The organism is Neoakkermansia glycaniphila, from assembly GCF_900097105.1.
Taxonomy (GTDB): Bacteria; Verrucomicrobiota; Verrucomicrobiia; order Verrucomicrobiales; family Akkermansiaceae; genus Akkermansia; species Akkermansia glycaniphila.
Window position 1 is genome coordinate 512217 of sequence record NZ_LT629973.1, and the last position, 14604, is coordinate 526820.

The window sequence follows — 14604 nt, forward strand, 5'->3', positions numbered from 1 at the left end:
ATGGCTGCCCGAACCGCAAAAAAACAGGACACCGCCGCACCGAGCTTCGAACAGGCGATAACACGCCTGCAGGAAATCCTCACCCTCCTAGACAATACCGACACGGAACTGGAACAGGCCATCGCCCTCTCGGAAGAAAGCAGCAAACTGATCAGATACTGCCGGGGCATCCTTGCAAACGCCGAACTCCGCATCAAAACGCTCGAAAACAACACCGGAGACCTCGCCTCTCCCAACCTCGACGCATCGCCAGAACAACACGAAACCGATGATGAATTCTCCCTGCAATGAATTGCCCCCCCTGCTCCGGGAAATCCATTCCCCGGCAGACGTCAAGGCATTGCCCTCTGACAAGCTCCCCGAGCTGGCTCAGGAAATCCGCTCCGTGCTGGTCGACACCCTCTCGAAAACAGGCGGCCACCTCGCCCCGAACCTTGGCGTCGTCGAACTGAGCATCGCGCTCCACTCCGTCTTCGACTCCCCGAAAGACAAAATCCTCTTCGACGTCTCGCACCAGTCCTACGTCCATAAAATGCTGACCGGCCGTGCGGACAAACTCCACACCATCCGCCAGTTCGAAGGCATCTCGGGCTTCATGAAACGCTCCGAATCCCCGCACGACGCCTTCGGCGCGGGCCATGCCGGAACCGCCCTCTCCGCCGCGCTGGGCATGGCCGCCGCTCGAGACCTCGACGGTGAAAACTACCATGTCGTCGCCGTCGCGGGAGACGGAGCCTTCACCTGCGGCACCACGCTCGAAGCCCTCAACAACGTCGCCCAGACCAGCAGACGCTTCATCACCATCCTCAACGACAACGAATGGTCCATCGACAAAAACGTCGGTGCGCTCGCCAAATACTTCGCCTCCCTCCAGGCCACGGAAACCTTCACATGGCTCCGCGACAAAACGGAAGGCTTCATCGAAAAACTGGCTGGCAGCGAAGTACGCTACCAGGCCCGCAAACTCGCCTCCACTGCACGGGGCATGATCTCGCCCGCCAGCCTCTTCGGCCAGTTCGGGCTCTCCTACTACGGCCCCGTGGACGGCCACGACATCCCGAAGCTCATCAAACTGCTGCGTATCATCAAACGCCGCAACGAACCCACCCTCCTGCACATCATCACGGAAAAGGGCCGCGGCTACCAGCCCGCCATCGACAACCCCAGCAAATTCCACGGTGTCGGCTGCTACAGCATCTCGGACGGATCCACGCAGAAAAACGCCACGCCCACCTACTCCGAAATCTTTGCCCGCACCCTCACGGAAATGGCTGGAGACGACCCCAAAGTCACCGCCATCACCGCCGCCATGCCCACGGGCACCATGCTCAGCCTCTTCCGGGAAAAATACCCGAAACGCTTCTTCGACGTCGGCATTGCGGAAGAACACGCCGCCATCTTCGCGGCAGGCATGGCCTCGGAAGGCTACAAACCCTACCTCGCCGTCTACTCCACCTTCATGCAGCGCTGTATCGACATGATCCAGCACGACATCGCCCTGCAGGACCTTCCCGTGCGCCTCTGCATGGACCGCGCCGGCCTCTCCCCGGACGATGGCCCCACCCATCACGGACTCTTCGACATTGCCATGATGCGGGCCATCCCGAAACTCGTCATCATGCAACCCCGCGACGAAGCCGAATTCTACAACATGCTCCACACCATGAACGCGTACAACGACGGCCCCACGGCCATCCGGTACCCACGCGGCACGGGCACGGGAGCAGCCATCCCCGCCCAGGCGGAACTCCTGCCCATCGGTCGCGCGGAAACCCTTCAGGACGGGACGGACATCGCCCTCTTCGCCCTCGGCAGCATGAACGGCCTCGCGGAACAGGCTGCGCGCCTCCTCGAAGCTCAAGGCTACAGCGTCGCCCTCATCAACGCCCGATTCGCCAAACCCGTCGACAAAAACAGCCTGCTCCGGTATGCACGCCGCTGCAAGATCCTCTGCACGCTCGAAGACCATGTCGTCTCCGGCGGCTTCGGATCAGCCGTCCTCGAAGCCCTGCACGACGAACCGGACACCTGCCCCGTCGAACTCATCGGCTGGCCCGACACCTTCATCGAACACGGCACCGCCGACCTCCTGCACCATAAATACGGCCTGACGCCGGAAGCCGTCGCCGACCGGATACAACAACGCCTCCATCCGTCATGAAACCCACCTTCCTCATCCTTCCCCTGCTCTCCTTCACCGGTGCCGCCCTTGCTCAGGGCAAACCCGCCGCAGCGGAACTGCCGCCAGCCCAAACGGAAGACAAAACCGTACCCGACGACATGCCCCAATGGATGGTAGGCTTCACGAACCTTCCCGAAAAGGAACGCATCAAATACCTTACCCTGTTCCAGCAGGCCAAAGACGACTTTTTCGCCAGAAACTGGTTCTCCTGCCTTGAAAAACTGGACAATGCGGAACAAATCTACAAAGGCAATCCCCACATCCACACCCTCCGTGGCTCCTGCTACATGGAAATAGGCTCCTACGACACGGCCCTCGCGGAATACAACAAAGTGGAGGCCATCCAGCCGGACGACCTCACCAACAAGGCCAACATCGCCACATTGGCCATGCTTCAGGGCAAATATGAAACCAGCATCAAACTCTTCCGTGAAATACTCGATGCACTCCCCGGCGACAGCAACCCGGAACTGCTCAACGTCCTGAAATTCAAAATATACGCCAGCCTCGTCAAAATGGGGAAGGATCAGGAAGCCGCCAAATATGCCGCCGAAGCAGACATCCTCGAAGACTCGCCGCGGTTCTACTTCATGGAAGCAGTCCGCTACCTGCAGGATAAAAACATGAGCAAAGGCATCCAATCCATCCGCACTGCCGAAAAAATCTTCGGCTCCACCCCCATCTTCCAAACCTACCTTCGCATCGTGGAACAAATGAAGTTCCTTCCGACGGGAATCTAATTCCACCCGCACTCATGCCGCAGGATACGGGAATCATCCTGAAAACCTACCCTCTCGGCGAAACGGGATTGATCGTCGTCTGGAGCACGGCAGACCACGGAATCATCCGCACGGCAGCCCGAACCGCCCTCAAGCCCGGCGGCGACTTTTTCGGGCGTCTCGACCTCTTCTTCGAAGCGGAACTCCTGTGGGAAACGTCCAAAACGGGAGACCTCGACCACCTCAAAAGCGTCTCCCTGCTCAATCCCCGGCTCGCCCTGCGCCACTCCTTTCCGAAACTGAGACTGGCAGGCTACATGACCAAGCTCCTGCTCGCTACGGTCGAACCCCGCACGCCTATCCCCGAAATCCACCTCATGCTGCACCGGGCGCTGGCCTATCTGGAAACACGTACGGCCACCAGGCACATCATGCAGCACTTTGAAAAAAGACTCGCGGAAGAGCATGGCATGTACCGCCAGGGCATGCCCGCCATCGCCATCCTGCGCAGCCATTACCCACATGTGCCCGCCGACCGCGACGCACTGTACGACACCCTCCCCCCGGCCTGACGGGACTCCTCCTGCACTCCGTCAGACAAGGCAGCTCGCGCGGCAACCGCACACCAGGCATGACGTCTCATCCTAATTTAGTTAGATTTTCATTAAAAGACTGAACATCAGAACGATATAAACAATATTTTACAACAATTCCAAAAATATAAAAAACAGCATTGAACAACTCGGCTGGCTCGCGTGTTTAACCTTCATCAACATCATCACCCAGACGTTGTACCTTACTAATCAAAACCCAACCCATAATCTGAAATGTATACCAAAAACATCACACGTTTCACATATGCGACAACAGACTTCCAAGGCTGGCGCGTCTCCGTCCAACGCCACGGGAATCTGATCACCAAGTACTTCTCAGACCTGAAACACGGCTCCGAAGAAGCAGCTTTCGACAAAGCCAAGGAATACTTGGACAAGGTACTCAGCATCCTGAACGATAATGTACTGACCCTGCCGGAACGCGTCGAACGCGCCCGCATGATCTCCTGAGTCTTCCATGATCCAGCCAGCGGGAACGGCCCATTTTCGTTGACTGGATCATCGAATAGACACTCAACACCCCCAGCCCTTTGAAAATCCTGGCGGACTCCGCCGCAACACGCGGGATCGCACTCCGGCAATCCCGCTTCCGGCAACAGCCGGATACATTCATGACACGCCATGCCGGATTGATGGGTACCCCGGCCCCGTTCAATCGGCAACTTGGCCATATCCGGCACATAGCCTGAAATCCGGGCTGTCCGCAAGACACAAAAAACCCGCCGCTCCTTTCGGGAACGGCGGGTTTTTTCAATGAAAAGCAACAGGGCTTAGGCAGTCGCTTCCGTCGTGGCGGGAGCTTCAGGAGCCTTGATCTGCGGCATATCGATGATTTCGATGATCGCCATGGGAGCCGAGTCCGTCAGGCGCTGTCCGAGCTTCACGATACGGCAGTAACCGCCTTGGCGGTCAGCACAGAGGCCGGCAATTTCGTCGAACAGGCGCTTCACGCACTTGTCCTGATGGATGGTACCCGTCACAAGGCGGCGGGCATGAATATCACCGCGCTTGGCAAGCGTGATCAGCTTTTCGACATAGGGGCGAAGAGCCTTGGCCTTGGCAAGGGTCGTCGTAATGCGACCGTATGTGACCAGGCTGCAAGCCTGGTTGGCAAGAAGAGCCTTGCGGTGGGAAGCCTTGCGCTGAAGCTTGGATTTTTTTACTCCGTGTCTCATGGTATTCTATTCTGTTTGATGTATATATTGTTGAAATTAAACCTCGTCGTCGTCGTAGGCTTCGATATTGTGGGAAATCAGGGCGTGAATGTCCGCAGCGCGCACATCGTCGGATTCCGCACGCATCTTCGGAGCCGGGGCCGGTCCGGAAAGAAGCTTCGGATCGAACTGCATGCCGAGGGAAAGGCCATGCTGCACGAGCTTGTCCTTGATTTCGTTGAGGGACTTCTTGCCGAAATTGCGGTACTTGAGCATTTCGCTTTCCGTCTTCATGGCGAGCTGGCCGACCGTCGTGATGTTGGCGTTGTTGAGACAGTTCGCGGCGCGGACGGAAAGTTCGATTTCGTTCACGCTCATGTTGAGGAGTTTACGCAGCTGTGCGGTATTGCCGTCCTGGGAATCCGAAGAAGCCTGTTCGAACGTCACCTGGCGTTCATCGCTTTCGACGAACACATCGAGATGGTGGCGAAGGATGGCAGAAGCCTGAAGCATTGCGTCGTTCGGAGAAATGCGACCGTCTGTCCACACTTCCATGATCAGCTTGTCGTATTCTGTCATCTGGCCGACACGGGCGTTTTCGACGCCGTACTTCACACGGACAACTGGGGAGAAAATGGAGTCGATCGGGATCACTCCGATCGGGCGATCCTTCACCTTGTTTTCTTCACTGGTGTGGAAACCGCGGCCCACGTTGACTTCGAAATCGCAGTCGAGAATCGTGTTCTGGTCGAGCGTGCAGATCACCTGATCCTTATTGACCACTTCATACATCGTATCTTCCTGAATGTCTCCGGCAGTCACAACGCCCTGCTTCGTAACACGAAGGGACAGGGTGCGGGGCTCCTTGCCATGGTGGACGAACTTGACCTTCTTGAGGTTCAGGACGATTTCCGTCACATCTTCCACCACGCCCGGAAGGGAGGTGAACTCGTGCTGCGCACCGGCGATGCGGACGGAGGTAATGGCAGCGCCTTCAAGGGAGCTGAGGAGGACGCGGCGCAGGGAATTGCCCAGCGTATGACCGAAACCCGTTTCGATCGGTTCTGCGACGAACGTGACATGGTTCGGGTTGGCGGGATCTTCGATGCGTTCAAGACGGCTAGGGATCTCGAAGCGGGCCAATTGAATGGCGTCCTTGGTGTCTTTCTTTTCTGTTTCCGACATGGTATGTGAGTGACCGGGTTCCCCTTCGAGCGAGCTCTCATTTCCAAAGAAATCCGAAGGACCGACGGCCGGGTTTTAATGACTCGCGCGGCAGCGACTATACACGGCGCAAAAGAAAAATCCAACTCTTTTTGCAAAATGACGCGAAATTTCTCTCCAGCGCCCCATTCATGGGGATTTTCAAGAGAAATTTCGCTTCATTTTTCACCCGGTTTTCATCCGGTGCACACCTGCCTCTCACCCCTCTTTGTTCAGAGGCACCAACTCCTCGCCGCCCGGATCGCGGTACAAATGGAACCCGGTCCCCTTCGTACAGGAAACGGTCACCCGGTGATAACCGGCCTGCAGAAGAATACCGCGCTTGCCGCTCTTCCGGGCATCGCCTTCCGTCGTACCTTCCGCCATGGACGAAGTCGCTTCCGACTTGCCGTCATAATTGAAATCGGCGTCGACCAACTGCATATCCCACAACCGTACGAAGCCCCGGGCATCCTTGCCGTCGAGACGGAGGCGGAACTTATATTCGCCATCCTCCGGAATATGAATATAAAACACATGGTTTTCCCCGCGAGCATCGACCGACAGCTCATCCTTTCCGGGAACAGCGACGGAAGGCACCGGCACACTGTCATAGGGGCGTTCCGCGCAACGCCCCCGGGTCGGATGGCAGTAATCGTAAATCCGGCGCATGCGGAGCACCTGCTCGTGCATTTGCCGCTGCATTTTGCTGCCTTCGGCCGTATCGGCCAGATTGCGGCGTTCACCCGGATCCTTCAGTGTATCATAAATCTCGAAAGCATCCTCGTGGCTCTGAATATTCGAGCGAACGCCCTTGTATTTACCCAAGTAGATACACTGCATCTCACCCCGTTCTGCACGGCGACGCTGCGGGGCGAAATCCGCATATCCAGGAGTTTTCAGCCTGGATGCGGACTTTTTGGCGCAATATTCGATATAGACCGGGCTTGCAGCCTGCTTCCCCTTCCCGGTGAGAGTCGGCAGCAGAGATACTCCATCGCAGCGCCAGGGCGCGCTTCGCCCCGCCATATTCGAAAATGTAGCCATCCAGTCCTGGAACTGGCACGGCAAATCGCTGCTTTTGCCAGAAGGAATCCTGCCGGGCCAGCGCACGATCGTCGGCACGCGGCAGCCGCCTTCCCAAATATCCTGCTTAACGCCGTCGAACGGACCGTAATTCCGAAAGAACTGCGGATTCTGACCTCCTTCGTCATGCGGACCGTTGTCGGATGTAAACACGATGACCGTATTCCTGTCGATGCCGAGATCCTTCAGCAATTGAACCAAATCGCCGATGCCATCATCCACACGCGCCACCATCGTGGCATACCGTTTTTCCGCCATCGGCCAGTCCTTCTTGGCGTAACGGGGATAAATCCATGAATTGATCTTACCCTGCGCCGTATTGATCAAACGATGCGGTTCGCCGAGCCACTGCATGCCGCCCCGAAGGCCGCCACCTGCAGGATAAGGCCCTGTCGGAATTTCCAGTTCCGAATGGGGAGCGATATAGGTCAAGGCCAGAAAAAAGGGCTTTGCAGGATCCTGCCGATGCGTGTCGACTATCCATTTCTTGGCGCGCGCCGTCAGCAAATCCGTCGAATAGGCCTTGTCGCACTGGCCTGTAATCAGAGTTTCTCCATCCCAAATACCGTTAACCTTCGATTTGACCTGCGGAGCAGCCTTATCCTCCTTGGGATAATGCTTGTGCCCCGTCACATGATCCAGATATCCGAAATAGTAATCGAACCCCCTCTTTGTCGGATAGGCGGAAGAAGTCGCAGGAGATCCCTGCATCTCTTGCCCTCCGGCAAGCCCCCACTTGCCGATCATCGCCGTCGCATATCCTGCTTCCTTCAAAACAGTAGCCAGCGTATGATTATTCTCGAGCGGCATATCGAACGAACGGTCCCTGATGACCTTGGCATGCCCCTGATGGACTCCGGAAAACAGGGAAGCCCGTGCGGGGGCGCATACGGGACAGGATGTATAATGGCGCTTCAGAAGCATCCCCTCATTCGCCAGCTTGTCAAGATTGGGATTCTGCATGGCAGGAAGTCCCTTCTTCAAACGGTCGTTCTGGTAGATGCCCAGATCGCCCCAGCCCATGTCATCCACCAGTACCAAAATGATATTCGGTTTTTGCGATTCGGCGGCGAAACAGCAACAGGCAATTGACAAAAAACACCACAACAAACAGCAAAAATCTCGTATCTTCATCTTTATTAATACGTGAAAAACAATACACTTCTTTCATCTCCTCATCAAAAAAAAAATGACAACCCCGGTTTTCCGATGAAAACCGGGGTTGATTCAATAAACGGGAGAGGCCCTCAAACCTTTTTCAAGTCGATCATATCGTTGACGATATTCAGCGACTCCCTCAATTCGGGATCAAGGCCCGAAGGATAATCGGGAGCCTCGTCGAGGTCGCTTGTCGGATCTTCCGACATGATCATGAAATCGTTCTTATCCTTTTCGATGGAAGCCTTCTGCAAACCGTCCTTCTTCACGTCTTCCAGATTGAGGCGGAAAATCGCCATCGTTTCCTCATCGTCCTTGGCCATGTCGGCATAGCGGACTTTGCGTTCCGTATCGATACTCTTCTTGCGGGCAAGGAGTTCGTCGTTTTCCTTCACACGCTCGGCCTTGTTCAGGGAAACGGAGTTCTTCAGCGTACGTTCGCGGAAGCGGGCGATATCCTCCTTCATGTACTGCATATCCTTATCCTTGGACACGCGGCTTTCGCTCCGTGCCTTCAGCACGGGAAGCATCTTGTCCACATCCTTGGACTTCGTATAGTGGGGAGCCTTGGGAATTTCATCGTACGGCATGGCGTAATCGAGCACGCCTTCACCGACTTCAAAAGCAGCGGAAGCCGTCGGCAGCACGATATCGCTGGCTACGCCTTTCAGCTGCGTGGAGCCGCCTGCGATACGGTAGAACTTCTGCACCGTCACCTTCAGCATCCCCGCACGTTCGCGGGAAGCGAAATACGGCAAATAATCGCCCACGGAGAGCGGCACCTGCACCGTACCCTTGCCGAAACTCGTCGTATCACCCACGATCACGGCACGGCCGTAATCGGCCAGAGCCGCCGCAAAAATCTCGGAGGCGGACGCACTCAGCTTGTTGCACAGCACGACGACCGGTCCCGTGAAAATAGGCTTGCCGCTCACGGTCTTGCAATCGACATTGCCCCGGAAATCCTTGATCTGCACCACGGGACCGGCTCCGGTAAAGAACCCGACCATCTTGCGGACTTCTTCCAGAGACCCGCCGCCGTTGTTGCGAAGATCGACCACGAGGCCTTCAACATTCTCCTTGCTCATGCGCTGGAGAATCTTTTTCACGTCCGCCGCACACTTCACATCGCCTTCCTTGAGGTCGGAATAGAAAGCGGGCAGAGTCAGAATGCCGAGGCGCGTCACCTTGCCGTCCTTGCCTTTCAGATCGATAATCTTGCCGGAAGCCATCTCATCCTTCATCTCCACCTTCTGGCGCACGATCGTCACGATCTTCACGTGGCCGGGATTATCGGCAGGCTCCACCTTCAGGCGCACGGGCACACCCACCTTGCCCCGCACAAGGTCAACTACCTTGTCGATCCCCATATAGAGAATATCGGTCATCTCCCCGCTGTTGGTCGAGTCGACAGCCACGATGCGGTCATCCAGCTTCAACTCTCCGGACTTCTCGGCAGGGCCACCCTTCACGATCCCGGCAATCTTCGTCGAACCGTCGTCTTCTGCTGTCAGCAAAGCGCCGATACCCACCATGGATGTCGTCATGGCCGCCATGAATTTTTCCTCTTCGCGAGCGCTCATGTAATCCGTATGCGGATCGTACACGTGGGACACAGCACCCAGTAGAGACGAAGCCATATCCTCCATATCCGCTTCTCCGACGGTACGCTGCAAACGCTCATAGCGGGCGTGAAGCTTATCCTTGGGGGATTTTTCCTTCAGGGAAGGATCGGGCTTGCCCTGTTCCTTGGCCAGTTTGGCAATACTTTCGCGGCGAAGCGTTTCCGAAAGAAGCTGGTCTGCAATCAGATTTCTCCAGAGCGCATCAAGCTCCTGCTCGTCCTTGGCCCAGTCGACCGTCTTGCGGGAGCGGGCAATCTTCTCGTCTCCCGTGAACGTCATATCGTTCTGGTCAATCAACTGGCGGGCACGCGAAATACGCTTCAGCGCACGGCTGCTGTATGCATCATACAACTCCTGGGCCAACCTGCTCGTCTCATTGCCGAGAAGATAATCGTCGATCTCCGTCCCATACTTCTTCATCAGCGCATCCACATCCTTCTTGGTAAAATAAATGCGCGCCGGGTCCACCTCCTTGAGGTAGCTCAGCAGAAACTTCTGCGACATTTCATCATTGAACTCGGCATGGGAGAAATGGGCATTCTGCAGCATCAGAGAAAACTGCTTGCCGATCTGATCGAAATCCGGGGCAGCCTGCACCGTACAGGAAGCAAAGGCCGCAACCGACATGGCGGACAATACCAGCTTGCGAGTCCAATTAAACATCGTCATCTTCATATACAAAATCTTGTCTTGAATTGGGGTAAACGCACCTCATGCCGCAAAGCCGGACGCGTCGTTCTGAACAAGTCTACGCATTTGAAAGGGGAAGTCTATCTCAATCTATGCCTTTTCCTGAAAAGAAATGTCAGTAAGCCCCATGAATGCGGCATGCCTCTCCGCCTCACCGGGAACGGCCCGACACCATGACACGAATGCGCCACCCGGCCAGAAGCAGGGGAATCAGCCCCATGATCGCCAGATAAAAACCGTCCCTCTGCAGCGTGGACACAGTCCCGTGATCCGCACTGTAGCCCGGATCATCCGGATTCAACCCGTCTCCCATGAATGCCACGGGCTGGCGCTCCGCCAGGAAAATGCCCGGCCGCTCATGCTCGTTGCGGCTCTGCCGCTGCGCCTCGGCCAGTTCGAAAATACCGAGAATACGGTCATTCACATAATAATCGGCCATGGGAATCGACCCTTCCTTCGGCTGCTCGAACTCTTCAAGCAAAGCATCGAACGCCTTCTGGCCCGTACCGCCCAGAGCCTCACGGCGAATCGCGCGGATACGCAACTTCGCTTCCTTCTCATCAACAGCTTCCATGGAAGACATCGCCGCCAGCGCGCGGAGCAGACGGCGCAGTTCCGTATTCTCCGCCGTGGAAAGCACACCGGGCTTCTTCTTCAGCTCCTCCACGCGCGCATGCACCTTGCGCCGCTCGACCTCCCACGGATTGCCCGTCGCCTGCGTCACCACAAGCATCTCGTAGGCATAGCGCAGAGGACACAACTCCGCCACCAGAGGCACGCGTCCCGGCTTCAATCGGCCGTTCTCATCCGCACGATGGGCCGACCACGGCAGGAACTGGTTCATCTCATTGAACGGAATCATCGCCCCCGCCAGCAGAATCTGCGGCACAAGCAGCAGCGGCACGATATTCAAAGCCGTGCGTTCCGTACGCACAAAGGCGGAAACCATCAGCGACAAGGCAATGCCGACAAAAGACGTAAGCACCATCACCAGCCAGTACTGCTCGAACATATCGCTGATGCCCAGCACGGTATTGCCTACCAAAAGATACAGCGCGCACTGAAAGGCGGAAATCCCCGTCAGCACGAGCACCTTCGCCCCCAGATACCCCGTAATGAAAGGCCGGTAATTGCTCTCGCGCTTCAGTACGGGGCGATCCTTCAGAATCTCGCTGGCGGAATCCGTCAACCCGAAAAACATCGCCACCACGATTGACAGGAACAAATAGGGAGGAATATGCAGCGCGGACTTGAAAATATATTCCGGAGTCGACGAGGCACGCAACGTCGTCGCAATCAGCAGAGCCAGCACCGGCCCTTCGAGAATCATCGTATACAGCCCCATGCGGCTCCGCACGCGCCCGAGGAACGTACGAATCATCCAAATGCGGGAAAGCCGCCAAAGCTCCTTCGCCGTACGCGGCTGCACCTCAGCCAGCTCCCGCCCCTTCTGCTTCACGGACGAAGCCGGAGGCGGCATCTCGCGCCCGTTGATCAGCTTGCGGTACACATAGCCCTCATACCGCTCCTGCCAGAAGCGGGGACTCTGCCGGCGGCGCATATCAAGCCACTTCAACGGCGCTTCCAGCACCTCGAACACATAATCGGCCCCACCGGAACGCTGAGTCTCCGGTGAAACGGCAATCCCCATCTCCTGCGCCGCACGGCGGAAATACTCCATCATCCCCGCAGGATCACCCCAGTACGCCATCTGCCCGCCATGATCGAGCACCAGCACCTTATCGAACCGCTGCAGCAGCCCCGGACTCGGGCGGTGCAGCGTCACAATCACCACCTTATCACGAGTCATCGTCTCCAGCGTATCGATCACCCGCTCCGCATCGCCCGATGCCAGACCGCTGATCGGCTCATCCACGAGGAACACATCGGCAGCCCCCGTCAAATCGAGGCCGAGATTCAGCCGCGTACGCTCACCGTCCGAAATAATACGCTCACCCGCACGGCCCACGCGGCGCGATGCCAGATGGCCGAGGCCGATATAATTCAGAATCGCCTGCACGCGGCGGCGGCGGTCAAGGCGGCTCAAGCGCGGACGCCTGATAATCGAAGCCTGGTAAATATGCTCCTCCACCGTCATCGCCTCATCGAGAATATCCTCCCGGGGAATATAGGCGATATACCTACGCAATTTATCCGTCTGCCGCGAAAGCAACTCGTCATTATAGCGGATGCGTCCGCGCGTCGGCGGCAAATGCCCGGCAAGCAGGGCGAGCAGCGTACTCTTGCCGGAACCGCTCGGCCCCAGAATACAAGTCATCTCACCGCGCGAAGCCGTAAAATCGATATTATCCACCACGCGCCCGGCACGGGAAAAATCCTTCGTCAGCCCCTCCACCGCCAGCGTACTGATCGTATTCGACTCCTCGTCCAGCACACCGAGGGAAAAATGGCATCGCAACGACTGGTACGGGCTGAGGCGGATCAAATCTCCGTCCTTCAAAAGCATCTCCGCACGCACCGGAAGATCGCGAACCGTCATATTCGCCGACGACTCGATCACATGCAGCATCCCCGTATTCGTCCCCTTCGAAAACACCACCTCGAACAGCACACCGGGAGACAGGCCGGGAGTCAACAGCAAATCCCCATGCTGCACGCGGTGAGGAAGATTCGTCACCCGGATCTTCCTCGTACCGGGATCCAGCAAAAAGCTATTGCCCGTATCGCGTGTCGCATTGCGGATCTCTGCCATCACGAAAGGACCTTCACCCTTCAGGGTAAAAGGATCGAAATACGAAATACGCACCGGCTCGCCCTGATGCACCGGCACCGTACCCACCCTGCACTCCGCATCGTGCCTCAGCACCTCCAGCTCGCAATCGAGTCCCAGCTTCATCCGCACATCGCTGCCGCGCGAACGGAAACGCGAAACCTGCAAACTCCCCTGCTCCAGATGCAGATAATACACCACGCGCACCCCGGAACGCTTCGCCTGCAAATAAAACTCGAACTGCCCGTAGCCCACCGGCCCCGAAGGAAGCACCACGAACTGCCCCGTGGAAAGCGGCACCATCCTGCCGCGAAACAGCGTACGCCCGCGCACCATGAACGGCACATCGCCGTCATTGATCACCAGCATCAGCTTCAGGCACCGCAGCACGCGGAACCGCACACCGTCGTCCACCGGAGGCAAGGCCACCTCGGCCTGCCCGCGCAGAGACGAAAAACTCACACTCTCCACCGGAGGCTCCGCCCGCGCATCGGGCGAATCAAGCAGCCGCTCCAGCAGCGGCGCCATCCCCGGCAACATCAGGCCGAACGTCACCTCCTCGAACAACTCCTTCTCCGACATCCGGTCGCCCGCCGTACGAATCAGCGCCAGCACCTCCAGCGCCAGAGAAACCCTCTCCGCATCCGACCGCCCGGCCGCAGCCACCCCCAAAGCATCCTCCAGACTGTACTGCGACTGCAGCGACCTCTCGAACCGCCGCGCCAGCCAGCTATGCTCCACATCCGGGAAATTGTACCGCAGAATATCCAGAGCCGCATCCGCATCCCCCGCGCTGATATAAAGCTGCCTCGCCAGAATCGAAGCAAACAGATCCACCACCGTCGCCGCGTGCGCCCGGTCGGACTCCTCCTGCCTCCTCCACCATGCCGGAGAACCGCCCAGCAGCCTCCAAACGGCTGACTGCCATGCCAGAATCCTGCGGCGCAACCTCGGAATGAAAGATGGAATCTCGCTCATGCTTCCGCCCCTCCTCCTTCAACACCGCACTTCCCCGCTCCCGGGCAAAGCTCCTCCCAGCCGGGGAAATTCCACTGCCGGGGGAATGCCGAACACTGCGCAGGCTTCACCGCCTGAATACGGCACCCGCCCTCCTCCAGCATCATACAGGCCCCATCCTCGCCCTCCCTGATCGAAAGCCCCTGCCGGTTCGCCCGCAGGCGGCAGCACTCGTTCACGAACGCCTCTGTCTCCATCCCGAGAAAAGCGGCGATCGCCTCCACCTCCGCATCTTCGATACACACATCACCCTCCCAGCGGCAACAGGCGCCGCAACGTTGGCAGAAATGAACGACAGGAAGCATCGGCGGAATCATACCCCAGACACCCCGCCATATCAACGCTAAACCTCCGCAACGAAAGGACGAAACACCCGCTCCGGCACCGGCTGCAACCGCCGCGGCCGCACACACGCACCGGGCATC

Annotated in this window: 11 protein-coding genes; 5 read left to right on the plus strand and 6 right to left on the minus strand. The window is 57.6% G+C overall.

Annotation, left to right across the window (positions count from 1 at the left end; translation table 11 throughout):
* The 5 genes from xseB to PYTT_RS02125 all read left to right on the plus strand — a co-directional run bounded on the left by xseB (position 1) and on the right by PYTT_RS02125 (position 3965).
* Positions 1-291: an exodeoxyribonuclease VII small subunit gene (gene xseB, locus PYTT_RS02105; protein ID WP_067773819.1), complete on the plus strand. Its 291-nt coding sequence runs from the start codon at positions 1-3 to the stop codon at positions 289-291.
* Positions 269-2161 carry a 1-deoxy-D-xylulose-5-phosphate synthase gene (gene dxs / locus PYTT_RS02110; RefSeq protein ID WP_245741056.1) on the plus strand — a complete coding sequence of 631 codons (1893 nt, stop codon included), beginning with the start codon at positions 269-271 and terminating at the stop codon, positions 2159-2161. The genes xseB and dxs overlap by 23 nt, the downstream gene beginning before the upstream one ends.
* Entirely contained in the window at positions 2158-2922 is a 765-nt protein-coding gene (locus tag PYTT_RS02115) for a tetratricopeptide repeat protein (RefSeq protein WP_067773822.1), read from the plus strand. The genes dxs and PYTT_RS02115 overlap by 4 nt, the downstream gene beginning before the upstream one ends.
* Positions 2923-2936: 14 nt before the next feature.
* Positions 2937-3473, plus strand: a complete 537-nt coding sequence (gene recO / locus PYTT_RS02120) for a DNA repair protein RecO (RefSeq protein WP_067773825.1) — start codon at positions 2937-2939, stop codon at positions 3471-3473.
* A 255-nt stretch (positions 3474-3728) separates the two neighbouring features.
* On the plus strand, positions 3729-3965 hold the full coding sequence (locus PYTT_RS02125) for a hypothetical protein (protein ID WP_067773828.1): 237 nt from the start codon (positions 3729-3731) through the stop codon (positions 3963-3965).
* A 320-nt stretch (positions 3966-4285) separates the two neighbouring features.
* On the opposite strand, the gene rplQ is transcribed toward PYTT_RS02125, so the two are convergent.
* From rplQ to PYTT_RS02155, 6 genes are all read right to left on the minus strand, one after another.
* Positions 4286-4690, minus strand: a complete 405-nt coding sequence (rplQ, locus tag PYTT_RS02130; RefSeq protein ID WP_067773831.1) for a 50S ribosomal protein L17 — start codon at positions 4688-4690, stop codon at positions 4286-4288.
* Between the two features lie 36 nt (positions 4691-4726).
* Positions 4727-5854, minus strand: a complete 1128-nt coding sequence (locus PYTT_RS02135; protein ID WP_067773834.1) for a DNA-directed RNA polymerase subunit alpha — start codon at positions 5852-5854, stop codon at positions 4727-4729.
* A gap of 237 nt (positions 5855-6091) precedes the next feature.
* A complete protein-coding gene (locus tag PYTT_RS02140; protein ID WP_172801744.1) occupies positions 6092-7999 on the minus strand; it encodes a sulfatase-like hydrolase/transferase in 1908 nt (635 codons plus the stop codon).
* Between the two features lie 206 nt (positions 8000-8205).
* On the minus strand, positions 8206-10404 hold the full coding sequence (locus PYTT_RS02145) for a carboxy terminal-processing peptidase (protein WP_172801745.1): 2199 nt from the start codon (positions 10402-10404) through the stop codon (positions 8206-8208).
* A 178-nt stretch (positions 10405-10582) separates the two neighbouring features.
* Positions 10583-14140 (minus strand): ATP-binding cassette domain-containing protein, encoded by a 3558-nt coding sequence (locus PYTT_RS02150; protein WP_067773842.1) that lies wholly within the window; start codon positions 14138-14140, stop codon positions 10583-10585.
* Positions 14137-14484 (minus strand): YkgJ family cysteine cluster protein, encoded by a 348-nt coding sequence (locus PYTT_RS02155; protein WP_067773845.1) that lies wholly within the window; start codon positions 14482-14484, stop codon positions 14137-14139. Before PYTT_RS02155 ends, PYTT_RS02150 begins: the two co-directional genes overlap by 4 nt.
* Positions 14485-14604 lie beyond the last annotated feature (120 nt).